The sequence below is a fragment of the Rhodococcus sp. IC4_135 genome, from assembly GCF_011602025.1.
In the GTDB taxonomy this organism is placed as follows: domain Bacteria; phylum Actinomycetota; class Actinomycetes; order Mycobacteriales; family Mycobacteriaceae; genus Rhodococcus_F; species Rhodococcus_F baikonurensis.
Map to the genome: position 1 here is coordinate 361434 of NZ_JAAOLG010000003.1, position 25731 is coordinate 387164.

At 62.4% G+C, this 25731-nt stretch carries 22 protein-coding genes and 1 pseudogene; 13 read left to right on the top strand and 10 right to left on the bottom strand.

All coding sequences use genetic code 11. The annotated features are described in order from the left end of the window. Positions 1-16: 16 nt before the first annotated feature. From G8767_RS09795 to G8767_RS09810, 4 genes and pseudogenes are all read left to right on the top strand, one after another. Positions 17-355, top strand: coding sequence for a hypothetical protein (locus tag G8767_RS09795; RefSeq protein ID WP_166810016.1), 339 nt, complete (start codon positions 17-19; stop codon positions 353-355). Then, a complete protein-coding gene (locus G8767_RS09800) occupies positions 352-1497 on the top strand; it encodes a DUF917 domain-containing protein (RefSeq protein ID WP_166810017.1) in 1146 nt (381 codons plus the stop codon). Before G8767_RS09795 ends, G8767_RS09800 begins: the two co-directional genes overlap by 4 nt. Before the next feature lie 53 nt (positions 1498-1550). Continuing rightward, positions 1551-1877: pseudogene (locus G8767_RS35735) on the top strand (aromatic amino acid lyase); the annotation flags it as partial. Between the two features lie 86 nt (positions 1878-1963). Beyond that, positions 1964-2149, top strand: a complete 186-nt coding sequence (locus G8767_RS09810; RefSeq protein ID WP_166810019.1) for a hypothetical protein — start codon at positions 1964-1966, stop codon at positions 2147-2149. 1348 nt (positions 2150-3497) lie between these two features. Here G8767_RS09810 and G8767_RS09815 read toward each other — a convergent pair. From G8767_RS09815 to rpsF, 6 genes are all read right to left on the bottom strand, one after another. Beyond that, complete coding sequence (locus G8767_RS09815; protein WP_346842974.1) at positions 3498-4094, bottom strand: TnsA-like heteromeric transposase endonuclease subunit; 597 nt, start codon at positions 4092-4094, stop codon at positions 3498-3500. A 719-nt stretch (positions 4095-4813) separates the two neighbouring features. Further along, a complete protein-coding gene (gene dnaB / locus G8767_RS09820) occupies positions 4814-7051 on the bottom strand; it encodes a replicative DNA helicase (protein WP_166810021.1) in 2238 nt (745 codons plus the stop codon). Between the two features lie 508 nt (positions 7052-7559). Then, positions 7560-8015, bottom strand: coding sequence for a 50S ribosomal protein L9 (gene rplI, locus G8767_RS09825; RefSeq protein WP_007735531.1), 456 nt, complete (start codon positions 8013-8015; stop codon positions 7560-7562). Between the two features lie 18 nt (positions 8016-8033). Continuing rightward, positions 8034-8276, bottom strand: coding sequence for a 30S ribosomal protein S18 (rpsR, locus tag G8767_RS09830; protein ID WP_003941245.1), 243 nt, complete (start codon positions 8274-8276; stop codon positions 8034-8036). Between the two features lie 39 nt (positions 8277-8315). Beyond that, positions 8316-8840: a single-stranded DNA-binding protein gene (locus G8767_RS09835; protein WP_003941248.1), complete on the bottom strand. Its 525-nt coding sequence runs from the start codon at positions 8838-8840 to the stop codon at positions 8316-8318. Positions 8841-8904: 64 nt separating this feature from the next. After that, a complete protein-coding gene (rpsF, locus tag G8767_RS09840) occupies positions 8905-9192 on the bottom strand; it encodes a 30S ribosomal protein S6 (RefSeq protein WP_003941237.1) in 288 nt (95 codons plus the stop codon). Positions 9193-9402: 210 nt separating this feature from the next. Between rpsF and G8767_RS09845 the strand changes: the two genes are divergently transcribed. From G8767_RS09845 to G8767_RS09855, 3 genes are read left to right on the top strand one after another with little or no spacing between them, the layout of a single operon-like run. After that, a complete protein-coding gene (locus tag G8767_RS09845; RefSeq protein WP_166810022.1) occupies positions 9403-10758 on the top strand; it encodes a hypothetical protein in 1356 nt (451 codons plus the stop codon). Further along, positions 10758-11342, top strand: coding sequence for a GNAT family protein (locus tag G8767_RS09850; RefSeq protein ID WP_166810023.1), 585 nt, complete (start codon positions 10758-10760; stop codon positions 11340-11342). Before G8767_RS09845 ends, G8767_RS09850 begins: the two co-directional genes overlap by 1 nt. A gap of 45 nt (positions 11343-11387) precedes the next feature. Continuing rightward, positions 11388-12167: a DUF4190 domain-containing protein gene (locus tag G8767_RS09855; protein ID WP_124567269.1), complete on the top strand. Its 780-nt coding sequence runs from the start codon at positions 11388-11390 to the stop codon at positions 12165-12167. 6 nt (positions 12168-12173) lie between these two features. On the opposite strand, the gene G8767_RS09860 is transcribed toward G8767_RS09855, so the two are convergent. Then, complete coding sequence (locus G8767_RS09860) at positions 12174-16016, bottom strand: helix-turn-helix domain-containing protein (protein WP_166810024.1); 3843 nt, start codon at positions 16014-16016, stop codon at positions 12174-12176. Between the two features lie 187 nt (positions 16017-16203). Between G8767_RS09860 and G8767_RS09865 the strand changes: the two genes are divergently transcribed. Next, entirely contained in the window at positions 16204-16503 is a 300-nt protein-coding gene (locus tag G8767_RS09865; protein ID WP_166810025.1) for a LuxR C-terminal-related transcriptional regulator, read from the top strand. 2 nt (positions 16504-16505) lie between these two features. Here the strand turns inward: G8767_RS09865 and G8767_RS09870 are convergent, their stop codons facing one another. The 3 genes from G8767_RS09870 to G8767_RS09880 all read right to left on the bottom strand — a co-directional run bounded on the left by G8767_RS09870 (position 16506) and on the right by G8767_RS09880 (position 21255). Beyond that, entirely contained in the window at positions 16506-18083 is a 1578-nt protein-coding gene (locus tag G8767_RS09870) for a glycosyltransferase 87 family protein (protein ID WP_166810026.1), read from the bottom strand. 39 nt (positions 18084-18122) lie between these two features. Further along, positions 18123-20273 (bottom strand): transglycosylase domain-containing protein, encoded by a 2151-nt coding sequence (locus G8767_RS09875; RefSeq protein ID WP_124567301.1) that lies wholly within the window; start codon positions 20271-20273, stop codon positions 18123-18125. Positions 20274-20835: 562 nt separating this feature from the next. After that, positions 20836-21255, bottom strand: a complete 420-nt coding sequence (locus G8767_RS09880; RefSeq protein ID WP_042448217.1) for a DUF5318 family protein — start codon at positions 21253-21255, stop codon at positions 20836-20838. A 128-nt stretch (positions 21256-21383) separates the two neighbouring features. Between G8767_RS09880 and G8767_RS09885 the strand changes: the two genes are divergently transcribed. The 5 genes from G8767_RS09885 to G8767_RS09905 all read left to right on the top strand — a co-directional run bounded on the left by G8767_RS09885 (position 21384) and on the right by G8767_RS09905 (position 25610). Continuing rightward, a complete protein-coding gene (locus G8767_RS09885) occupies positions 21384-22223 on the top strand; it encodes a DUF1707 domain-containing protein (RefSeq protein ID WP_166810027.1) in 840 nt (279 codons plus the stop codon). A gap of 9 nt (positions 22224-22232) precedes the next feature. After that, positions 22233-23054, top strand: a complete 822-nt coding sequence (locus tag G8767_RS09890; protein WP_166810028.1) for a DUF1707 domain-containing protein — start codon at positions 22233-22235, stop codon at positions 23052-23054. A gap of 9 nt (positions 23055-23063) precedes the next feature. Next, positions 23064-23834: a DUF1707 domain-containing protein gene (locus G8767_RS09895; RefSeq protein ID WP_166810029.1), complete on the top strand. Its 771-nt coding sequence runs from the start codon at positions 23064-23066 to the stop codon at positions 23832-23834. Positions 23835-23950: 116 nt separating this feature from the next. Beyond that, a complete protein-coding gene (locus G8767_RS09900; RefSeq protein ID WP_003946014.1) occupies positions 23951-24514 on the top strand; it encodes a PadR family transcriptional regulator in 564 nt (187 codons plus the stop codon). After that, positions 24507-25610, top strand: coding sequence for an inositol-3-phosphate synthase (locus tag G8767_RS09905; protein ID WP_003945979.1), 1104 nt, complete (start codon positions 24507-24509; stop codon positions 25608-25610). The genes G8767_RS09900 and G8767_RS09905 overlap by 8 nt, the downstream gene beginning before the upstream one ends. The last annotated feature ends 121 nt before the right edge of the window (positions 25611-25731 follow it).

The window sequence follows — 25731 nt, forward strand, 5'->3', positions numbered from 1 at the left end:
CGAACCGCTGCCTGTCGTGGCCGTCGGGGGCGGCGCGATCCTGCCTCCCCACCGACTCGACGGACTCGGGCACGTACACCGGCCCGAGCACTCCGGGGTCGCAAACGCCATCGGCGCGGCGATCGCCCAAGTCAGCGGTGAAATCGAACGGATGATCACTACCACCGAGAGCACCAGAGAAGCCGTCATCTCCGAGGTCAGGCGGGAAGCCTGCAATCGGGCCGTCGCCGCCGGCGCGAAACCGGACACCGTCACTGTCGTCGACCACGAAGAAATTCCCGTCCCGTACACCCCGGTGGGCACCATACGAGTCCGCATCAAGGCCGCCGGCGATTTGTTCTTGGAGGAGAAATGACCACCTCGATACGCGCTGCGGCCACACGGGCCTCCCTGACGAGCGGGGATATCGAGCACCTGACCGCTGGCGCTGCGGTCCTCGGTTGCGGAGGAGGCGGTGGCCCGTACATCGGCGGACTGATCGCGGCGAACGAGATCGACGATCACGGACCCGTCCGACTGACGCAGCTCAAAGACCTCCCCGACGACGCGTTCGTCATTCCCGTCGAAGCGATCGGTGCGCCAACCGTTTCGGTAGAGAAACTCCATGACGTCGACTGTCTACTCCGCGTGATCGACATGGTTGCGACACACTACAACCGCGCGCCCACCCACATCAGCCCGGTCGAAATCGGCGGGGTGAACTCGACCTTGCCGATCGCGGCAGCAGCGCGACTCGGGCTACCGCTGGTCGATGGCGACGGAATCGGACGCGCGTTCCCCGAACTGCAAATGTGTTTGCCGAACCTGTTCTGGATCCCTGCTTCACCAATGTCGTTAGCCGATGAAACCGGCAACACCGTGCTCGTTGACGCGACCAGCGCTCGGTGGGCTGAACGACTCGCCCGCAGCATCGCTGTGGACATGGGATGCAGCGCCGCGCTGAGTATGTACTCGATGACCGGTAGGCAGGCGCGAGAGTGTCTGGCGTGCGGAAATCTGTCTCTCGCCGTCTCGATCGTACGCACGATAGCCGATGCACGCGCCGGAAGCGGTGACCCGTCCGAAGCTCTCGCACATACTCTCGGTGGACGAATCATTCACAGAGGGAAGGTGACTGATGTGATTCGACGGACCGAGTGCGGGTTCGCACTCGGGCAGGCCCTCGTGGAGGGGACCGGACAGCATGCTTCATCGAACATGAGTCTGCACTTTCAGAACGAGAATCTGATGGCAATGTGTGACGGTGTGGTGGTCACTACGACACCCGACATGACCATCGTCGTCGATGCTGCGACCGCCGAACCGATCACCACCGAGAATCTCCGGTACGGCCAACGCGTCCATGTCCTCACCGCTCCCTGCGATCCGCGCTGGCATACCGTGGAAGGACTTGCCGTCGTGGGCCCCGCCTACTTCGGATACGACACCCCCAGCTTGCATTGGGATGGAACCGAATCCATGGGAACGGAACATATTTCGATTTCCGACGAGCAGTGACTGCGCAGTACTCACCGCTCCCTCAACATAAAACAACCGAAAGGAGGAGGCAAGTGAGTGCCTCCCACTACGCAACGACCACCTCGACCGTCGACAACGGTTCCGAACCAGTCGTCGTGGATATCGGCCCCGTCAGTTTCGACGAAGTCGTCCGCGTTGCACGCCATCGCGCAGCGGTCACCCTGTCCGATCACGCCTTGGCAGCCATCGCCGAAAGTAGCTCCACGATCAACGAACTCGCCAACTCCCCGACACCGGTCTATGGTGTCTCGACCGGATTCGGCGCGTTGGCGACCCGGCAAATCCCACAAGAATTGCGCACCCAACTCCAACGCAGCCTCGTCCGCTCACACGCCGCAGGATCAGGACCAGAAGTCGAGCCGGGTATCTCGTCGCGCCCGGTTGCTGCACTGCCAGGCTTGCCGGACAACATCGCTCGGCGCGGTGCCGAACAAATCTGAAGAAAGTGAAGGCGCCGATCCTTCGCAGCGGGAGAGTGCTTCGCGCACAGGACTGGATCAACACACGAATTGACGGATCAGAGCCGGACTCCGCGGTTCGCGACGCACTTGTCGATCTCAGTTCGATAGTGGGAAGGATCTTCAACCAGCATCGCGCGGACCTGATGTACGGCGTCGGGAAACGTCGGTGATAGACGGTGCGGATCCAGTTCCGGATGATCTGCTCGAGTTCATCGACGAAGTAAAATGCGCCCACTTCGGCATTCTTGCCTCGTGAGTACACATCCGGGCCCTTGTATCCGTCGAGATGTTCGAGCAAGCCTTCCCTCAATGTGCGGAACCACCGTTCCAGTGGTCCTTTGTCCGACCCCTGGTAGAGACGCGCCGGTTGGATCGAAATACCGAATCGTTCCAAGACTGATCTGACGTGCTGGGACATGTAGACCCGACTGTGGTCGATCACGACGCACTCGATTGGTATCGACGCAGAGCCGTGAGGGTCGGGGTCGAAACTAGTCGGCACCAGCAGAGACTCGGGGAACCCTATGTACGGCATGACCTTCGGATCCGACTCGGAGCGCGGACAGATGACCTCGTAGAGCACGGATGCGACATCGATACTGCGAGTGGATATGGGTGCGAGCCGAAGTCCGCACACGATCCGCCCGTACAGGTCGATCGCAACCGTGAGTTCGGTGTTCACCCAGCGATGGGTGACGTTCTCCATGGCGTATACGTCCAAACGAGTCGTATCGAGAATGACGTACTCACCGAGCCTGGTTGCTCGAAGCTGACCGTATAGTCCGTCAGGGCGGGTGGCGATCTCTCGTCGACCTTTCGCACTTCCTCGGAACATGTTGGTGCCCTTTGTTATTTCATCAAGGGCGCGATATGCGGCTGTCTTCTTCGGGACCGTCACGACGCCGGGTCCGAACTCGTCGATCAAGCGGCCCTGGACAATGCGCAGAACGTAGGATTTCGAATGACTGGCTTCGGAGATCAACTCCGCGCTGACGGTCGAACACATCTCTACCCAACGCCGATCGCAGGAGTCGAGCACCCCCTTCGCTCGGGTGCGACGGTGATCGACGAGTGCGCCGGAACCTTCGCACCGATATTTGTGCACCCAGCGAGCTATCGTCCTGACTGATTTTCCGATCTCTTCGGCCTTCGCCCGGTATCGGACATCCATTTCGACGTCGGGGAGGTAGCAACGGCGGGGTTCACCAGCGCGAGCATCCGCGGCCTCGCCCGATCGAAATCCAGTGAGCACCTCCTGTACGTGACCAACCACCTCGAGCCACTGCTGCCTCTGCGCGGCGGTCAGGTCATCGATTGTTGCGCCAATATCGTTGCTCGCCAATGACTGGCAATCAACAAATCCGGTATGCGGATCATCAACCAACTCATCGACCGAGACCACAATCGCCGCAGACCCGGATCGAAGCTGCACACGATTCGCATGCAACTCTCCCACAGTCCACAACTGGCCATCCCGTTGAATCCTCGTTCCGATCCTCAAGGCAGCTGTACTGACCATCATGGCGGCGCCTCCAGAACAGTGCGGGTCGATAAGGGCACATCCAGATCGGCTACGAGCCTGTGCAACCAAAGAAGGTGCAGGATCGCTGCACGCACTTCTCTCCGATCCCAGCGAGGGGCGACCGCCAGTTCGGCTTCAGGAAAATTGCGGCCTGGGGCTCCACCTTCGATAGCCTCCAATAGGGCAACCGAGTAGTGCGCGCGGCGAAACCCTGCGAGAAACCGCACATTCGCGAGGAACGTCGAATTGCTTCCCGTCCACACCTCGTGATCCCAACCCCGTCCGGACAAGACTCTCGTAACCCACTCGAATGTTCTTCGTAATTTTGCTTTTTCAAGTGCCACCTCAGTCTTGACGTTCACTACCGTGACAGTCTGATCCCCACGTACCAGCAGAAAATCAGGGACATGCCGACACAGCTTGCACCCAATTGCCCCGACAAGCTGAAAGGGCTGCGCAACAATGATTTCCACCGAGCAATCGAAGTCGGCTAGCAAAAGCCGTGCGAGCTCCAAACGCGAGTCGTACGGGACATGCGCCCCACCGTCGATGACCAATACCACCCCGGGAAACTCCGCTGACCGGAGTACCACGACAAGGCGCGGATGGGGCGCGCGGCGGCAATCTCGTCTACCGACACACAACTCAACGGCGACTCAATTATCGAGTCGCCATCCAAGATCCGAATGATTGGATCGCCGCCGTACCCGTCCATGACTAGCCTCACTGTAATCAATTACAGCACACCAACTGGGCCTAAACCGGAAAAGTCATCATGCCGGATACTGCCGACTCAGCAAGCCGGCCAACAAAATTCACGACCCGAACTCTGCAATCCCTATGATAGAAGGGACATTTCACATATCGATAGACTTTATTGCGTTGCAGAAGCAAATATTTGACAAGTACGCGAAACAAATTGATTCGAAATTTGCTCTAAACTTGCTTCGGCATCGCGAGCTAATTCGGCGCAAGCCTGGAGGTTCATCCATCGCCAGTCGAGGTCACTGCGTCGCCTACAGAACCTGACGGTCGCCGATCCAGTCAGTATTGAGTCTCCAGACACTGGCATGCATGCGACCACCGATGATTAAACACACCCAACCGGACATCCCAATCACGGATGCAAAACCAAGGCAACCGAGCCACCTGATGTTTATCGCTACACAACGGCACTGCATGCCGGCAAGAGATTCGCGACCGTTACCAAAACAAGTCCAAAAATGACATATAGGACGTAACTATGCCAAATACGGAATACATAGGTCCGGAATCTGTCATTTAGATCCGGAATCTACAGCGGCAGCAGCAGCTATCCCCGCGCCATATCGACGAACTTCGAGAGGTGAAGTTGGTGCGCCACAGTGATTGTCGCGGTCGGGCCGTTACGGTGCTTACCCAAAATCAGGTCGGCTTCACCGCCACGCGGATCGTCTCGCTCGGTCGCGTCAGGGCGATACAGCAGGATCACCATGTCGGCGTCCTGCTCGAGCGATCCGGACTCACGAAGGTCGGCGACCTGGGGACGCTTGTCGGTTCGCTGCTCAGGACCACGGTTGAGCTGACAGATCGCGACAACCGGAACTTCGAGCTCCTTCGCCAAAAGCTTTAGGCTACGGGAGAATTCGGAGACTTCCTGCTGACGGGACTCGACCTTTTTACCTGAGCTCATCAGCTGGAGGTAGTCGATCACGATCAGGCGAATGTCATGTTTCTGCTTGAGCCGCCGCGCTTTTGCGCGAATTTCCATCATCGTGAGGTTGGGGGAGTCGTCGATGAAGAGCGGCGCCTCACTGATCTCACTCATACGACGCGCGAGCTTGGTCCAGTCGTCGTCGGTCATCTTGCCGGAACGCATGTCACCGAGCTTGATCTTTGCCTCTGCGGACAGCAGACGCATGACGATCTCGGTTTTGCTCATTTCCAACGAGAACATGACGCTGGCCATGCCGTGCGTGATGGAGCAGGAACGCAAAAAATCCATTCCGAGCGTGGAGTTGTGCGTCGGGACCATCGAATGACCGGCCAGGTACATGTGGTCGGCATTGTCGACCTCGACGCAGCGAACCGGAACACTCGCAACTGGCCGAACGTCGACAATGTAGCGCGATCCGTGATCCTCGGCGCGCAGTTCCTTGTGGAACAACATCTTTCGAGAAACGCGGAACACATCTGCGTTTGCAACAATCGACAGAACTGATTCGCCTGCAATTGTTACTCCAAAACCGAGGCCAACAACCAACTCCGCGATATCGCCTGACAGACCTTGATGTGCAATCGCCAAGGCAATCGAACCGTCGTCGCCGACAACACCCGCAACATCGAGGATGCCTGCCAGCAGGTCGCGTCGCTGCCCGATGGGGCCACGGAGGTACTCGGCCGGAATGCGCTTGTCTTCCAAGGACACCTGGGCGCAACCATCGCCCTCGAGGAACATGGCAATCTCGGGGTCAACCGAATCGAGAGCACCGTCGGTGCCCAACCACACACCGAAGGTGTAAGCGGGAGTCACGAGTTCCTGGGCCGCAAAATCCAAGGCAGCAGTGTTGGCAACTCGATGCCCGGAATCCAGATGGGCGTAAATATCGGCGGTAGTGCGGACCGAAACACTGGAGGTCTCCGTCAACCACTGATGCTGCTCGTCGGCAACCAACACAGTTCCGTCGGAAAACTCGACCTCGTAGCAAGGGCGGTCGACCATCACATCGGTAGCGGCAACAACCCGCGTCGGCTTGCCGTGGTTGTCGATCAACAGATCACCGACAGCAACGTCACCCATCGTGGTCCAGCCACTGGGGGTCGCGAGGGGAGTGTCGAGGGCGAGAGCCTTACCGACACCAGGTCTAGCCGCGACGATGATCATCTGACCTGCGTGAAGGCCGTTGGTGATCTCGTCGAGATCCTTGAATCCGGTGGGCACACCGAGGGAAATTCCGCCGCGGCTGGCGATGGAGTCGATCTCGTCCATCGTGGGCTGGAGGAGCTCGGTGAGGGGTACGAAGTCCTCGGTGGTTCGACGCTCGGTGACCTCGAAGATCTCGGCCTGCGCGCGGTCGACAACCTCGGCCACGTCCTGACCCTCGGTGCCGGCGTAGCCGTACTGGACGATGCGCGTACCGGCATCGACGAGACGACGCAGCACGGACTTCTCCGCCACGATCTCGGCATAGAAGGCGGCGTTGGCCGCTGTGGGCACTGTCTGGGTCAACGTCACCAGGTAGGCGGCACCGCCGATACGGCGGAGCTCACCTCGACGGTCGAGCTCGGCGGAGACCGTCACCGGGTCGGCGGGCTCGCCGCGGCTGTAGAGGTCCAGGATCACGTCGTAGACGGACTGATGGGCGGGCCGGTAGAAGTCACCCGGACGCAGTACCTCGAGAACGTCAGCGATGGCGTCCTTGCTCAGCAGCATGCCGCCGAGCACCGACTGCTCGGCAGTCATGTCCTGAGGTGGCTGGCGTCCGAACTCCTGGTCGGGCTCGGCCTCGGGAGGGCCTGGGTAATCCGGCCCCGAGAAGTCGGAAGGTCCTCGATCATCTACAACAGCCACAAGCGAGACCTTCCCGTAAAACACTCGACGACACTGCCAGAAACCGCAGCGCCCTCATCATTTGTACCTGCCCCCACCGACATCCCCTAGCCGCATTCGGCCGGGCTGTAGATAGACGCCGAGATGACGTTAGGGACTAGTAGGTCCGCATACAAACCGGACTGTGGATAAACCTGTGGATTTTTTGTGGAAACTCCCGCCCCACGGTGTGCACCGCCTGTGGAGCATTTGGGGACTACTTTGCATAGTTACTATAAAAGGCCAGGTAGATGGCTATCCACAATTTCACAGGCCTGTTGATGAAAATTGTTTTTCCACAGTCGGCGCGTCGGCGTGTCGGGCGTGTTGCCTCGCCCGATTCATCACTGATCACCGAAGGCGAACATCACAGTGTGAGAGTTATCCCCAGGTCCGATTCGGGACGCTGACAGTCGGCAGACCGCACCCCGAACAAAACGTCGGGCCCCGCACACCGAAGTGTGCGGGGCCCGACGGGACGAACAGTCGACTATGCGCCGACGACGTTCAGGTTGAACTTGGCAACCACATCGGGGTGCAGGTTCACGACCACGGCGTGCTTGCCCGTGTTCTTGATGTGAGCCTTCGGCAACACGATGGAGCGCTTGTCGACAACCGGTCCACCGGCAGCCTTGATCGCAGCAGCGACGTCAGCGACGGTAACCGAACCGAAGAGCTTGCCCGAGCCACCGGCGGTCTTGACCGTCAGTGTTACGGACTCGAGGCCCTCGATAGCTGCCTTGAGCTCCTTGGCGTGATCCAGGCCGCGCACAGCGCGCGCTTCCTGTGCACGACGGATGCCCTCGACCTGCTTCTCGGCGCCACGGGTGGCGACGATTGCCAGTCCGCGGGGGAGCAGGTAGTTACGGCCGTAGCCGTCCTTGACCTCCACGGTGTCGCCAGGCGCACCGAGGTTGTCCACGTCAGCGGTGAGGATGAGCTTCATGTTCTTTCCTCCCTTTCCTTAGCGAGCCACGGTGGCGTAAGGCAGCAGTGCTACCTCACGTGAGTTCTTGACGGCAATGGCAACGTCGCGCTGGTGCTGGACGCAATTGCCGGTGACACGGCGAGCACGGATCTTTCCGCGATCGCTGACGTACTTACGAAGCAACGTCGTGTCCTTGTAGTTGATCTGCGTGTTCTTCTCTTTGCAGAAGGTGCAGACCTTCTTCTTCATAACCTTGTCGCGCAAGGGCGGCTTCGGCATGTCTTTGCTCTTTTCTGGATGTTCCTGATCAGGTACGGATCAGAAGGGCGGTTCGTCGCTGCCCGCACCACCGAAGGAGCCCGAAGCCTGAGGCGCACTGCCCCAAGGATCGTCTCCACCCGAAGGTGCAGCACTCGGACGTCCGCCACCCGATCCGCCGGAGGAACCGCCGAAGTTGCCGCCTCCACCGCCGCCACCACGGTTGGCCTTGTTGACCTTTGCCGTGGCGTACTTCAGTGAAGGACCGATTTCATCGACTTCGAGCTCGACGACAGTTCGCTTTTCGCCCTCGCGAGTTTCGTACGAACGCTGCTTGAGCCGGCCGCTCACGATTACTCGTGAGCCACGGGTCAAGCTCTCCGCGACGTTCTCGGCTGCTTCGCGCCAGATGTTGCAACGCATGAACAGTGCATCGCCGTCTTTCCATTCATTGGAATTACGGTCGAAGGTGCGGGGCGTGGAAGCAACCGTGAAGTTTGCAACCGCGGCACCCGCCGGGGTGAAACGAAGTTCAGGATCAGCCGTCAGGTTTCCGATGACGGTGATGATGGTGTCGCCAGCCATGTGGTTCCTCCTGCATTGATGTAAGACCGTTGGGCGCGAGAGTAGAGCTCGCTACCGACAGTAATTACTTGTTGTGGCGCAGAACCTTCGTGCGCAGAACCGACTCGTTCAGACCGAGCTGACGATCGAGCTCAGCGACGGTGGCGGGAGTGGCGTTGATGTCGATCACCGCGTAGATACCTTCAGCATGCTTCAGGATCTCGTAGGCGAGACGACGCTTACCCCAGACATCGACCTTGTCGATCGTGCCGCCGTGCTGGCGCACAACATTGAGGAACGTATCCAGTGAAGGAGCGACAGTGCGCTCGTCCAGGCTGGGGTCAAGGATGACCATCAATTCGTAATGACGCATAAGACCTCATCACCTCCTGTGGACTAAGTGAAAACGGCCACGGACTATCCGTGGCAGGAGGGTCGTTGCGTCAGCAACCCTCGTAGGTTACACGAGGGGCCTTGACCAGGGAAATCGTCCCGCCCATCCGCGAAGACCGCCAGGTCGATACGCGACGCGTGGCGCACACGTGTCACCCCGCGAGGCACTGCGCCCCCTAGGGTGAGAATCATGCGAACAGACCGCAAGACCCCGGCGTCGATCCTGGCGTTGGTCGTCGGATTGTGCGGGCTGACGATGGCGCTGGGCTATTTCAACAAGGCCAGATGCGGCGGTGCACCGTTCGCGCCCGACGGCCGAAGCCTGAACTTCGACGTCAACAAGAACATCGACGTCTGCTACTCCGACATTCAGTTGCTCTGGCTCGGACGAGGCATCGATCAGCATCTGTTCCCCTTCGTCACCGGCGGCATAACGCCCGAAGGATTCCTGACCGGCGGAACCGTCGAATACCCGGTGCTCAGCGGAATTCTGATGTGGCTGGGCGGTATCGGCTCACACACCGACACTGATTTCCTTCTGCACTCTGCACTGATCCTGGCTCCTTTCGGACTGCTCACCGCGTGGATGCTCGGCAAGATGAGCGGCGCATACGCGCTCGTGTGGTCGGCGACACCGCCGCTGGTTCTGTACGCATTCCACAATTGGGAGCTCCCGGTGGTGGCCACCAGCGTCGGCGCGATCTTCCTGATGACGTTCGAACGGATCCCGCTGCGCACGCGCGCGGTTCTGGCGGCCGTCATCCTGGCGATCGGTTTCTGTTTGAAGCTGTACCCGGGAATGTTCGTCCTGCCGCTCATGGCCTTCGTGCTCCTACGCGGCACCGAAGGCAAGCGTTACGACGTTCGTGGAGCGCTGATGACGGCGGGAGCGGCGATCGTCACCGTCGTCCTCGTCAACCTCCCGTTCGCCCTCATCTCGTACGAAGGCTGGCGCGCGTCGTTCAGCTTCCAGGAGAAGCGAAGCGCAGACATCACCACCAACTCACTGTGGTTCTGGGGGCTGCGCCCGTTCTACGGTTTCGGGGTTCGCGAACTCAACGCCGACTACGACGCACTGGTGAGCATTCTGTCTCCGGTGATGATCCTGGCGTCGTTCGCGCTCGCGATGTATCTGGGTTGGCGACGCTACGTCCGCGACGGCTACTTTCCGTGGATTGCGGTCAGTGCCGCGATGCTGTGCGGATTCGTGTTGCTGCACAAGGTCAATTCACCGCAGTACACGCTGTGGATCCTGCCGTTCCTCGTCCTGTTCAAGATCCGGTGGTTCTGGATCGTCGCCTATCTGATCGCCGATGCGGCGTTGGGCATCGGCATCTTCCGGTACTTCTACCAGCTGGACATGAATCTCGATCCGAGCAAGTACGAAGCCGTCGTCCAGGCGAGCGTGTGGGGCCACGTCATCCTGCTCGCCGTGTTCTTCGTCCTGTTCCTGCGAGTCCCGCTGCGGTATCCGCTTGCCGGCGGGACCGATCAGATTGCCAACTCCGACAACAACCTTCCGACACACTCACGGGAGCACGCCTGATGACTGCCTCATGGTTCGAATCGCCGACGCTGACCGGTGATCGTGTCCGACTCGAACCCCTGGGCGTCGCGCACACCGACGCTCTGCTCGCGGCTGCCGACGACCCGGCCATCTTTCGTTGGACCGCGTCGCCCATCACCGATCGGGACCAGGCACGGAAGTACATCGCTGCAGCCACCGACGACCCGAATCGGATCGCCTTCGCGCAGGTGAACATCGCGACGAACGCCGTGGTCGGTACCACGTCGATGTACCAGATCGACCCGGTAAACCGCAGTCTTGCAATCGGATACACGTGGTTGTCGCGATCGGTTCAGGGAACCGGGATCAATCCCGAATCGAAACTGCTCCTGCTTCGTCACGCCTTCGACCAGCTCGAAGCCGTACGCGTCGAGTGGCACACGGACGAGTTCAACGAACAGTCCAGGGCAGCGATCGCAAAGCTCGGCGCTCAGTTCGAGGGCCTGCTGCGCAAGCACCGACGCCGCGCCGACGGCAGTTGGCGGACAACAGCGCTGTTCGCGATGACCGACGACGATTGGCCGGCCATCGCGCCTCAGCTGGAGACACGTACCCGAAACTAGCCATCACCTGCACTCTTCGGCGAAGTCCATGCCAAGATTCACCTCATGAGCGATCAGGGTGGGTACGGGTACCAGGGCAATCAGAATTGGCAACCGGCTCCGTACGGGCAGCCCGATCCGTACGGCAGGCGCCCGACCAACACACTCGCGGTACTCGCTCTCGTCTTCGCGTTCCTCATCGCGCCGTTGGGGATCGTCTTCGGGCACATCGCACGCGGACAGATCAAACGGACGGGCGAGGAAGGCGACGGACTCGCCCTTGCCGGTCTGATCATCGGTTACATCTTCACCGCACTCGGCATCCTGGCCGTGATCGTGTGGATCGCGTTCTTCGGGCTGCTCGCGGCCGCTTTCGGCAACGCCGCCGATGAAGCGAGTTCGCGGAGTTTCACCTACACGACGCCGTACTCGTACTCCACGACCACGACTCGGGCGCCGAGCGCACCCACCACAGCGCCGAGAACGACGACACCCCCACGCGTCACAACCTCGATCGGTCCGGCGCCGACCGTCTCGGGCACCGACCGTCAGGGCTTCGTCTCCGGCGGACCCAGTTGCAACTCGACCAATCCTGCCGTCGCCATCGCCGTCACGACCGGATCACGAATCGTGATCTGCGAAACCGGAGTCGGCCGTTACTACTACAAGGGTCAGCGGCTGAGCGACGGCGCCACCATCGAACTCGACGATCCAACCCCCACCGGCAACGGATTCACCGTCACCAACAAGGACGTGACATACAAGCTCACCTCCGCCGGACTGGTCATCACCGGCAGCGGAGGCGAACTGGGTCGGGAAGCGGCGCTCGAGTTCTGGATGAACTGACCTGCGTCAGCCGGCGCACGGATCCTGGTAGGGAACACCGGGCAGGTAACGCTCCCACTCGGCTTCCGTGATGGGAGATCCTGCGGTGCGGCACAATCGATCAACGACGCTGTCGGGGTCGATTCCCCACAAGCGAACCGTCTTGTCCGACCCACTGCCCGCGATCATGTCACTCTCGCCGGCGAACTGCGCATCGTTGACGCGGCCCGGGTAGGCGGACAGCGTCGCAAATCGTGTTGACCGCGAGGGAGTCTCGATGTCCCAGAGCCACACGGTTCCGTCGCCGACACCCGCAGCGAGCCGATCACCGGCGCGGTTGAACGAGATCGAATAGATTGCGCCCTCGGGGCCGACAAGACGAGCGAGCTCCTCGGGTGCCGACGGTGTGCGTACGTCCCACACGGCGACACTGTGATCCGCACTTCCAGCGGCCAACAGGGTTCCGTCGGCACTGAAAGACACTGCTAGTGCGTAACTTTCGAATCCGCCGACCGTCGCTGCCACGCGGGGCGACGCTGCGTTCGACACGTCCCACAGATCCACTTCGTTCTTGGCGTTCGCGATCGCGAGGATATCGGCACCCGGCTGAAATGCCATCATCTGCGGGTAAGAGCCGACATCGGTCGACGACAGCAGCTTCGGAGCCGACGGGTCGGAAACGTCGACCAACGCAATGCTGTTGTCGTCCTGCGAGGACACCGCCAGCAGATCTCCGGCGGGATTCAGTGCGACAACCGCCACGATGCCCTGCACGTACACCGCAGGTTCGCTGTAGATCCGTGGCGACGCCGGATCACTCAGGTCCCAAAGATAGGCACCGCCGCCGCCGGTGCCGCTCACAGCCAGGTTCCCGTCTGCCGAGACCGCCGATGCTCCGGTGAAGGAGTCGGCCCCTTGCGGTTTCAGCTCCGGCATCATCGCGGGGCGATCGAGATCCTCGGTGTTCCACGCCAACATCGCGCCGCCCCTGGCGCCGACGCCGGCCACCAGACGCGAGCCGTCCGCGGCGAAGGGACCGGTGAAGATCGTGTCCCGAGGTCCCGCCCAGACCGGACCCGGCAGAGCCCACACGCGAGTGACGCCGTTCAGACCTCCGGTGATCAGGTTGCGGCCGTCGTCGCTGTAGTCGACGGTGGTCACCGCCCCACTGTCCGGAAGTGTTTCGATCAACGCCCCGGTTCGTGGGTCCCATACGCGCACGGAGTTGTCGGAACTTCCGGCAGCAAGGCGTGTTCCGTCTTTACCGTAGTTGAGTTCGTTGACGTAACTGGAGAATCCCGTCAGTGCAGGCAGGGGAGCGGGGCGCGCCGGGTCGCTCATGTCCCACCGAACCACTTCCCTGCCAGTCGTTCCCGCCGCAAGCTCACGCCCGTCCGGGCTGAAGGCGACGCCGAGATAATGGACCGTGGTGCCGTTGGGCTCGGTCGCGAAGATCGGCGCCGATTCCTCACCCCACTTCGCGACGTCCCACACGCGCATTGTCGCTTGACGCCCGCCCGCCACGAGGAAGCGTCCGTCGGGGCTGAACGTCGCGGTGACGATGCCGTCAGCTGGATGCGGAAGAGCAGGCAAGGCAACGGCATTCGTGGAGCTGTCGATGTTCCATCGCAGGACGTCGGGCGTCGAGGTACCGGCAACCAGCTTGGTTCCGTCGGGGCTGAACTCCATGTCCTGCACGACTCGTTCACCGTCGACCGGAAGAGTTCCACGCACCGGGTTCCTCGGATCCGACACGTCCCACAGTGCAGCACCGCCCGCACCACCGGTGGCAAGCAACCGTCCGTCCGGGCTGTAGGCGACGGCAAAGAGGGCCGTGCCCTCCGAGACTCCGAGGAACTCCGCCTGCGGAACAGCTGAGGCCACACCGTCCACCATCGGATACAGTCTGACCTTCCCGTCCGAACCACCCACCGCCACAACAGTTCCGGCTGGGTTTATCCGCGCCTTCATCGCGCCGGGCGGTCCGATGATGCGGGTAGCCGAATGAACGCCGGATGCATCCAGCAATGCCGAGCGGGCTTCGGTCGTTTCGTTGACCGCAAATGCCGCCAGAGCGAGCTGCGACGCCAGCGACGGATCCCGTTCACGCATCCTTATCGACTCGGTGGCAACCTGCCGCGACATCGCCTCGTCGCGCGCGGTATCCGCCTGGACACGTTGACGGTTCGCTCCGATACCGGCGACGGTGGCAACCACCGCCAACACAAGAGCGATCACCGACGCTGCCGCCAACGCAGTCACGAGCCGTCGTAGCACGCGTGTACGTCGTCGATCGGCGAATTCCTGCTGATCACGATGCTCGATGCTCGCGGCGAGGTACTCCCGTTCGGTGGCGTTGAGGTCGGCGGAGCGGGTCTGGCTCGGCTCCAACGGGAGACCGAGTTCGCCCGAGTTCAGCCATTCTTCCGTCAGGTGAAGACGCGCGGGTCCGAGCAGCGCGCCAGGGTCGCGTCCACTGTCTTCCCACACCTGCGCCGCGTAGGTGAACCGGCGATGCACCGCCAGGCCGGCCCGGTCCGAGTCGATCCAATCGCGAAGCCGACTCCACGCGGACAGCAAGACCTCGTGCGAAACCTCGACGGTCTCCTCGTCGACGGTGAGAAGGCGTCGTAAGGCGAACCGGTCGATGACGGTGTTCACGTCGTCGACGTCGTCACCGAGGAAGAGTTCGGTGCGCGGTGCGCGCCGTCGCGTCTGCGTCACTTCGTCGACGTTGACCAATCGCAGGAAGATCCTGCGCGCCAACTGCTGCTGCCTCTCTGTGAGCTCGCCGTACACTTCCTCCGCGCTTTGCTGGACTGCTCCGGCAATCCCGTCGGTGGCGTAGTAATCCGAGACCGTCAGCGTCTTACGCGTCGACCGTTGCCAGGTCCCCAACAACGCGTGTGAGAGCAAGGGCAAAGCGCCGGGGTCGCTCGCCGCGCGCGAACCGCGTGGTGTCAGCTCGGAGATCAGAACCTGAACCAATTCGCTCTGCACGGTCATCCCGGCCTTGACCGCCGGCTCGACGATCACCTCGCGCAACTGTTCCTCGGTCAGCGGCCCGACCACCATCGGCGAGTCGTCGAGCAGCGGCACCAAGAGCGGTTCCTCCGCTGCGAGCCCGTAGAAGTCGGCACGCATGCCGATGACGGCAATGGTGTTCTCACCGAGTTCCGCGAGAGTCTGCAACATTTCCTCGCGTCGATCGCCGTCACACTGCGTCCACAGTTCCTCGAACTGGTCGAGGATCAGGACGGTTGATTCGGCGCCGATCGACGACGGAATTCCTCCCGTACCCGGCTGCAGGATTTGCACCTGCCAGCCGTCGAACCGTGGATCGTCGCCGGCGATCTTCGGGGCGAGCCCGGCCCGCAGCAACGACGACTTACCCGATCCGGAAGCGCCGATCACCATGAACTGACGGCGACCTTCACCTCGTATCGCCGACGCCACCCGTTCGGCCAAGTTGGCAGTGAGTTCGTCTCGACCGAAGAACCACTCGGCGTCCTCCTGCCGGAACGATTCGAGACCTCGATACGGAACGGTGGCGTCGCCGCGTCGTCTGGCCGTCAACTGCCTCACTCGTTGCACCGCACTGATCCAGCGCTGCCGCTCATCCTCGGAATCGACGCCGCACGCCTCGAGGAGCGCGAAAAACATCGGGGTACTCGCCGGCGTCGGCAGGTGTTGGCCGGCAAACCATCCGCTGACGGTTCCGTGCAAACCACCCGAACGCTCGACCGCTTCGCGAACCGTCAGTCCGGCTGCCTTCCGCAACGCCGTGAGCGCCTCAGCAAACTGTCCACGCGACTCGATCTGGCCCGGATCGACCTGATTGTGCCTACCGGCTTCCGCCTTCGAGTTCATAGCGACGCACTCTATCGGAGCAGGTAGGGGATTTGTCCGTTGTATGGACTCTGTATCGAGAGAGTTGCGCCCGTTCCACTCAGTCGCCTCGATCGAAATACTCGTTCTCAGTCGCGCCCGAAGTCAGCAGCCCTTCTGCAAATACGACAGTCGACGCCCATCCCCTCCGTCGAAAGGTGCTACTCGCATGTCTTCAATCGGCATTTCTTCGAAGATCGAGGCAAACGTGTCCCGAGTCGGCAACCCCAAGCACGGCAAGCACAAGCCGAAGCTGAGCGTCCGCGAGATCGAAGTACTACTCGCCTGGCTTCGTTCGGATTCCAAGTCCGAGGTCGCCGAGACACTCGACCTCCGCGTCTGCACCGTCAACACACACATCACTCGGATCCGCACGAAGTACAGCGACGTCGGGCGGCCGGCCCCCACGAAGGCGGCGTTGTTCGCCCGCGCGGTCCAGGACGGGTACACCACCCTCGAGGAGTGGTGACCTCAGACCGTGACGGGTTCCGATTCCTTCGCCTTGGACGGCTTCAGCCAACCGGGTAGCCAGGAGGGTTGTTTGTCCGGCGCCTGATCGAGAACACCGCCCGCGGGATCGTCGATGAACCCGTACCGCACGAGATCCTCCGACGGCCGGTAGATCTGCCGGAGCACCAGCGCGCACAGAACGAGTACCGCGATGTCGCGAATCACGACGGTGCCGGTGAACCACTGCTCGGGCAGCCCCTTGTTGGACACCCCGAGGTAATACATCATTCGAGGAACCCAGACCAGGGCGTCGATGGTCATCCACGCGAGCAGAAGTCGGCGGTGCGGCAAGGCCAACACGGCCAGCGGCACCAGCCACAACGAATACTGCGGGCTCCACACCTTGTTGGTGATCAGGAAGCCCGCCACCAACAGGAAGCACAGCTGCGCAACCCGCGGACGACGCTGCGCCGTCAAGGCGACGTAACCGACACCAATGCAGACTGCCACGAACAGCAGCAGAGACACGGCGTTGAGATTCGACGGCGACTCACCCTGTGCGAGAGGACCGTCGAGGCCCGTCCACGACGTGAACGACGCGATCACGTTGTAGAGGGAATCGGGATCGGCCCCGCGTTCGGAGTTGAGCCGGAAGAACTCGTACCAACCGTGGGGGTACAGCGCGGCGATCGGGAGGTTCACCGCAAGCCATGCCGCGACGGCGCTGAGAGCGGTCACCAGCCAGTCCCTCGTCTTGCCCGCGCGCAGACACAGGACGAATAGCGGTCCGAGTAAGAGCAGCGGGTAGAGCTTCGCGGCTCCGCCCAGGCCGAGCAAGATTCCCGCGAGCACGGGCCGCTTGCGTGCCCACGCCAACAACCCGCCGGCCGCGAACGCCGTCGCCAGAGGATCGAAGTTCGTGAACACGTGCACGATCACCAGGGGCGAACAGGCGATCAGCGCGCCGTCCCACACCCGTCGTCCGGCCAGCAGGGTGCTCGCCCACACGGTGACCAGCCACGCCAACGCCAACCCGAACGCGACGACGTTGAAATAGAGCGCCACCTGGATCGCGCCCGGCAGCCAGGTGATCGAATCCCACGCCTTGGCGACCTTCATCGCCCCGTACTGATAGAGCCCCGAGATGACCGGATACTCCATGTACCGCATCTGGATCGAACCGTCGCCGCGTACTTCTTCCCACGACGTCTTGTACGGAAAAGCGCCCTGATCGAGGCGTTCGGCTCCGTACAGCGGAACGGTGTCGGAGTAACACATCGCCACGTACTGACGGCTGCCACTCCAGTCGAGGCCGACCTGCCCGCTCTCGCCGACCGGCGCCTGCTGAATACAACCGGCCTTCGCGAACCAGCCGAAAGCCAAGAACACCACGGCGAGCAGAAGAATCACTCGCATCGGTGTGAAGAAGCGGGTGCGTCCGATCAGCGCGTGACGACCGACCGGACCACCGACGGTTCCCGACAGCGCAGACACCATCGCGTCGTTGCGACTGGGAACGTCCCGCCAATCCGCCGAACGAAGATCTTCGGCCAGCGGAGCGGGGGAGGTCGGTTCGGCATCATCAGCATTCGCGGCCACTCCGCGAGGTTACCGTCTTTCGAACCGACCACCCTCCAACTACTGGCCGGGGCTCACACCTGCCGGTTCTTCCTCGGTGGTCTCGCCTGCCCCCGGTACCTGCGGCGCGGTTGTCGTCGGCCGGGAGATGCCAGGAATCGGGATCGTGATGCCCGGAAGAACCTCGACCTGCGTCGTCGTCACCACGGGCGGCGGAGTGGTTTCCGTCGTCGTCGGTGTGGTGGTCGGCGGCGCCGACGTCTTGGGCGGTGCAGGTGCCGTGTACTCCGGAACGCCACCGGCTTGACCGTTGATCTTGCCGGGCGTCGGGAACTTCTCGTTGTCGGTGCCCTCGAGGGCGCCGTCCATCGTGTCCTTCCAGATGTCCGAAGGCAGACCCGAGCCGTAGATCATCGCGCCGCCCGAGTTGGTGATCGCCTCACCGTCGGGAGTTCCGACCCAGACCGCAGTCGAGAGTGACGGCGTGTAGCCGACCATCCACGCGTCCTTGTTGGCTCCGGTGTCACCGAGCTGCGCGGTACCCGTCTTCGACGCCGACAGACGTCCGCCGGCCAGGTTGTGACCGCGCGAATACGCCGCGATCGGCTGCATCGCGGCCGTCACGTTGTCCGCCACGGCGGCGTCGATGCGATCCTCACCCGCGGGTGCGCCACGGTCCAGCAGCACGGTGCCGTCGGCGGCAACGACCTTCTGCACGAAATGCGGTGCGTGATACGTGCCGGATGCGGCGAGCGTCGCGTACGACGACGCCATGTCGAGCACGCGGGCCTGGTACTGGCCGAGCACGATGCCGTTGTTGGGGCCGGAACCGTCAGCCTCGGTGAGCGACGGGCCGACGCCCGGGATGTCCTTCGGGATGCCTGCCTTGTGAGCGATGTCCGCGATTTCCTGCGGGCCGTTGCCGTCGAGGCTGAGCATCTGACGGTAGAAGCTGGTGTTCAGCGAACGCTTGAGCGCTTCGGCGATGGTGCAGGTGCCGCAGCTTTCACCTTCGACGTTGCCGATGGAGATGCCGTTGACGGTCAGCGGCGAGCTGTCGTACATCTGCGAGAGCGGGATTCCCTGATCCAGAGCAGCCGCGAGGCCGAACACCTTGAACGAGGAACCGGTCTGAAGTCCGGCATTCGCGAAGTCGTATCCCGCACCGTCTTCACCGCCGTAGTACGCCTTGACGGCTCCGGTCTTCGGGTCGACCGAGACAACTGCGGTGCGCAGGTTCTCCGGCTCACCTTCCATGTTGGAACGCGCGGCCTCGACTGCTGCGGCCTGAGCCTGCGGGTCGATGGTCGTGGTGATCTGCAAGCCCTCGGTGTTGAGCAACTGCTCGCTGATTCCGGCGTCGCCGATCTCCTTGAGCACCTGACGCTTGATCAGTCCTTCGGGTCCGGTCGAACCTTGACTGCTGTTGTCGACCTGAGCGAGCGGGACGTAGGCGGGGTACTGCATCGGCGTGCGCGCGGCCTGATCCAGCGTGCCGGCGGACACCATGCCGTCGAGCACGTAATCCCAACGGGACTTGGCACCGGTCGGGTTGGTCTCGGGATCGAGGAGCGACGGAAGCTGAATCGACGACGCCAGGACGGCGCCTTCTTCGATGGACAGCTGGTCGACGGGCTTACCGAAGTACGCCTTGGAAGCGGCTTCGATACCGTACGCACCACGACCGAAGTAAATGGTGTTCAGGTATGCGGCAAGAATGTCGTCCTTGGACCACTCGTTGGCCATCTTCGAAGAGAGAACGAGTTCCTTCATCTTTCGCGTCAGCGAACGCTCCGAGCCGACGAGCGCCGTCTTCACGTATTGCTGCGTGATGGTCGAGCCACCACCGGCGCTGTCGCGACCGAGGACGTTGTCTCGGGCTGCGCGCGCGAAACCGGAGATCGAGAAGCCCGGGTTCGAGTAGAAATCGCGGTCCTCCGCGGCCAGAACGGCATTACGAACGTGCATCGGCACCTGATCGAGTGAGACCTCGACGCGGTTACCTTCGTCCGGCGGGACGACGGTAGCGATCACGGTGCTTCCGTCGGCGGCGAAGACCGTCGCCACCTGATTGGTCTTTTGGTCACCAGGCTTGGGGACGTCCTGCACGATGTACGCGGCCATGAAGGCAAGGACGGGCAGAACAAGACCGAGCGCCACCAAGACGTAGGCCGAGCGGCGAACTGTGCGCCACTTGGACTTCTTCTTCACGGTGCTCTTCTTTCCCTTCGGAGGTTGTCCGTCATCGCCACCGCCACCGGAGCCACCTGTCGGCGGCTTCGTCGGCGGAGGACCGACCGGCGGGCGGGTGCCCGCATTGGTTCGGGAGGTCGCTGCTGCTGCCGCGACGCGCTGGGTCGGTTCGTTGGCCTGAGCGCCTGCGGCGCGATCTCGAGGCGGCGGGCCGGCAGGTCGGCCTTGCGGCGGACGACCCTGCGGCGGGGGACCGGCGGGGCGGCCCTGAGGAGGCGGCCCCGAAGGTCGGGCTTGCGGGGGACGACCCTGAGGCGGGGGGCCCATCGGACGTCCTTGCGGCGGACGACCCTGAGGGGGCGGACCCATCGGAGGGCGTCCCTGCGGTGGTGGACCCATGGGACGTCCCTGCGGCGGACGACCCTGAGGAGGTCCGGCGGGACGGTTGGGACCGACGGGACGGCCACCCGGGTTGTTGCCGCCCGGGTTGTTGTTGCTGGGGGAACTCACGAATCAAATCTCCAGTGGTCACGGACCGATCACGTGCAGACTTCGATCGGGCCCTTCTTCGGGTGTGGCGTTACTCGCTGGCGGTGCGCCGGCTTGGTGGGCGTGCTCGCCGCGGTCGCGGCGGCGCAGGTACTGCGCCGAGCACATAGGACTGCACCAAGTGGTTCCAACTGCAGGTACGGCACACCTCTACAACGTGCACCGTGAACTCCTCTGCTGTTTCCGCAAGCCGAGCGAGCTCGTCCGAGGTTCGGGCTGATCCCGAAACCTGACCGAGCTTGTCGCCGAACACCCAGGACACGAGCGTCAACTGTTCCTTGCGGCAAATAGGGCAGACGACGTCGCTGCCCCGGCCGTGGAACTTCGCGGCTCTGAGTAGGTACGGATCGGCGTCACACACTTGCTTGACGTCGGTCCTACCCGCAGACACTTCGGCCAGCACAGACCGACGCGCGAGCGCGTAGTCCACAACTTGCCGCTGTATCCGCACCTGACCAGCGTACGTGCGTCCGCTCCGCGACGGACGGTTCGGGAGGGTCACGATGAACACATTTCGGGGGCTGGAGGCATGGCGACCAGCCATTACGATCACTTCCTGTGAAGTCTTCCCGTTCTCCGATGACGCGCGCTCGTGATCTTGATCGCGTCGAAACGTGCAATGTGTTGGACGCCGCGTACGCCGAAGGGCAGTTGAGCGCGGACGACTACTTCGAACGGACCGAGAAGGCGAGGTCCGCGAAGACCCTGCTCGCACTCGCACGCCTGGTCAACGATCTGCAGGTGCCGAAGATCGAGACCAAAACGGTGCCTCGGACGTCGACGGCACGAAAGGCCGTGTTCATCGGCGGCGCTGCTCTGATCGTCGTCGGCGCGGTCGCCGCTGTGGCGTGGAGTCGCTCACCGTTGACGCCCTCGGAAGACATCACCGCCAGTTTTGCCAGCAGCACCTCCCTCGCCCCACCGTTGGCGACCACCACCCCGGTGCCGGAACCGACCGTCGAACCGATCCTGATCGCACACATCGACACTTTGACTCCCGAGGGTATCGGCGCATTTATCGAGAGGTATCGCGACGAGTTCGGCGACATGTTCATCGATGACGCCAGCTTCCACGGCGACTACTCCCTGGTGAGCCGGGCGGCCTCCGACACTCCTGCTCTCACCGAGTCCATCAGTTTTCGCGACGGTTTCGAGCGGAAAGTAACGTCCATTCCGCGGCGAACGGGCCAGCCGACCTTCGATCTCGGTTCCATCCAGATCGACAAACTCGCGCCGTTCATGGAAAACATCGCCGAATACGTCAAGGTGCCGGACGCCACGATCACGCACTTGATCGTGGACGCGAACTACGGCGTCCCGGAGATCGCGATCTATGCCGAGAACGACCGCAGCGAGGGTGGCCGTATCGAGGTCACGCCGTGGGGCGAGATCTCTCGTTCCTACCCGTACGGGAGCTAGGGTGAGCCGGTGAGTGGGTCCCCGACTACTACCTCTACGCGCACCCGTGCGCGCGACGTCGACCGTTCCGATACCTGCGCCGTTCTCGATACGGCTCTGTCCGACGGACAGATCACGGTCGACGAGCACGCGAACCGGACGGCTGCGGCCATGACCGCGACCACCCTCGGCCAGCTCGATCTACTGGTCCGCGATCTGCAGAAAGCGACGCTGCGGAACGCCGTCGCGAAAGTTCGTCGTATCGACAAGATCTGGTACCTCGCGGCCGCGTCGGCTGTCTTCGCAACCCTGATCGGGTTCCTCACCTTGTCCGCCGACGATTCACCTTCACCGCCTCCACCGGCGGCAGCCGAACCGGTCGGACCGCTTGCCCCCATTGTGAGTTCGACGCTGAACACGCTCACCGCAAGCGGGATCGGGGAATTCATCACCAGATACAGCGCCAAGTACGGCACGACGACAATCGATTCCGTCAACTTCTACGACGGCTATGCAAGCGTTACTCGCGCCGCCACTATCTCGCCGAATCTGGAGGAAGACATCGACTTTCGAGGCGGTTTCACACCACGCGACAGCACCTCGACTCGAGCAGCCAGCACTGTCACCTTCGACCTCGCTGCCGTCGACATCGACAAACTCGCCGGGTATCTGGCGGGAGCGTCCGCAAATCTCAACGTCCCCGAAGCCAAGGTCACACACATCAGCATGAGCTCATCGGGTCAGGATCCACGCGTTTCCATCTACGTGAGCAACGACCTCGGCGCGAGCGGCTCGATGGAGTTGAGCCCGGATGGCCGCCCGATCCGCTTGTCTCCCTTCACTCCTCGATAGGCCCCGGACATGCCGAACGATCTGACCAGGACCACCCGCGCTCGCAATGCCGATCGCGAGGCCACCTGCGCCGTGCTGGACTCCGCCTTCGCCGACGGGCAACTCACGGCGACCGAGCACGACGAATTGACCGAACTCGCCTCGGTAGCAGTCACTCTCGGCGATCTCGAAGACTTGACGTCGGATCTGCAGACCGAGGCGTCTCTGCCCATCCTGCGGAAGGAACCTTCGCTCGACACGCGTTGGATCGCCCTTGCGATCATCGCTCTGTCACTGGTGTCGGCAATCGGCTTCGGAATCAAATATGTGGCGTCGGACGTCACGATCTTCTCAAGCCCAGAGCCACAGCTGCACACCGTCGACGGCCTGGGGGCGATGTTCCGTGCCATCGAAACGGAGTACGGCAGCGGACTGGTCGACGAGATGACCATCTATCCCACTTATGCACGCATAACGCGCGCCGATCCTGCCGCACCGCGCAAGGCCCTCGACAGCTACTACCGAGGCGACCTCGAGGACACGACTTCGGGAGGATCGCGCGAACTGGACGTGGCACAGATCGACGTCACACAGCTCGATCCTCGCATCGTGATCGCCCTGCTAGACGGCGCCGGAACCACGACGTCGGTGCAGAATCCGACCACACGATACGTCTCTGTCGAGAGCACCGACACCGTGCCGACCATCGAGATTCACGTCGGCAACGACCTCGAAGAGAGCGGGTACCTGACAGCCGGCCTCGACGGGGAAATCATGTCGATCTACCCGTTCACCCCCTGATCTAGCCGTGACACCTTGGTACACGTATCGGGCCGCAGTGTGGTTTTATATATCGGCGCGATATAGTTGGTTATCGCATCAGGCGGTTAGGTTCAACGACTCGGGAGGTTTGTCAGTTGCTCGAACTCGCAATCCTCGGGCTGCTCCTCGAGTCACCGATGCACGGATACGAGCTGCGTAAGCGGCTCACTGGTCTGCTCGGCGCATTCCGCGCGTTCTCGTACGGATCGCTGTACCCGGCACTGCGGCGCATGCAAGCCGACGGATTGATCTCGGAAGACGTCGACACTGCCACCGGCACTCTCAAGCGTCGGGCGCGTCGCGTCTACCAGCTCACTCCGGAAGGTCGGCAACGGTTCACCGAACTGGTCGCCGACACCGGGCCGCAGAACTACACCGACGACGGTTTCGGCGTTCACCTCGCCTTCTTCAGCCGCACCCCCGCAGAAGCGCGGATGCGGATCCTCGAAGGCAGGCGACGCCAGGTCGAGGAGCGCCGCGAGGGGCTCCGCGAGGCCGTCGGTCGGGCCAGCGGATCGCTGGACCGCTATACCCGTCAGCTCCATCAGCTCGGACTCGAATCGAGTGAGCGCGAAGTGCGTTGGCTCAACGAATTGATCGCAGCCGAGCAATCGACAACAGGAACATCCCGGAAAGAAGGAGAACCCGACCATGGGTGAGAACAGCACCGCGGTGCGCGTAGCCATTGTGGGCGTGGGTAACTGCGCCTCGTCCCTGGTTCAGGGCGTCCACTACTACAAGGATGCCGACGAGACCCAGACGGTCCCCGGCCTCATGCACGTCAAGTTCGGTAAGTACCACGTCCGCGACGTGCAGTTCGTCGCTGCGTTCGACGTCGACGCGAAGAAGGTCGGCTTCGACCTCTCCGAGGCGATCCTCGCGAGCGAGAACAACACCATCAAGATCGCCGACGTTCCGCCCCTGGACGTTCCCGTTCAGCGTGGCCCGACACTCGACGGCATCGGCAAGTACTACGCCGAGACCATCGAGCTGTCCGACGCCGAGCCCGTCGACGTCGTCAAGGCACTCAAGGACGCTCAGGTCGACGTCCTCGTTTCCTACCTGCCTGTCGGTTCCGACGACGCTGACAAGTTCTACGCACAGTGCGCGATCGACGCAGGCGTTGCGTTCGTCAACGCTCTGCCCGTCTTCATCGCTTCCGACCCGGAGTGGGCTGCCAAGTTCAAGGACGCCGGCGTCCCGATCGTCGGTGACGACATCAAGAGCCAGGTCGGCGCCACCATCACCCACCGCGTGATGGCGAAGCTGTTCGAAGACCGCGGCGTCGTGCTGGACCGCACGTACCAGCTCAACGTCGGCGGAAACATGGACTTCAAGAACATGCTCGAGCGTGATCGTCTGGAGTCCAAGAAGGTTTCCAAGACCCAGGCCGTGACGTCCAACCTGACCGGCGCACTTGCCGGCAAGGTTCACGACCGCAACGTCCACATCGGTCCCTCGGACTACGTGGAGTGGCTCGACGACCGCAAGTGGGCATACGTCCGCCTCGAAGGCCGCGCCTTCGGTGACGCTCCCCTGAACCTGGAGTACAAGCTCGAGGTCTGGGATTCGCCCAACTCTGCCGGCATCATCATCGACGCCGTCCGCGCCGCCAAGATCGCCAAGGACCGCGGCATCGGTGGACCGGTTTACCCGGCTTCCGCTTACCTGATGAAGTCCCCGCCGGTCCAGATGGCCGACGACAAGGCTCGCATCGAGCTCGAAGCGTTCATCATCGGAGCCGACGAGGCCTGATTTAGGTTCACGCTGATTCGGGGTCTTGCGCCAACGGCGCAAGGCCCCGATTCTGTTATCCACAGGGTGTTTCCGCATCCGCGCGGGTAGTCACGCCTGCGGCTGCCGAATCGCCGTGCGG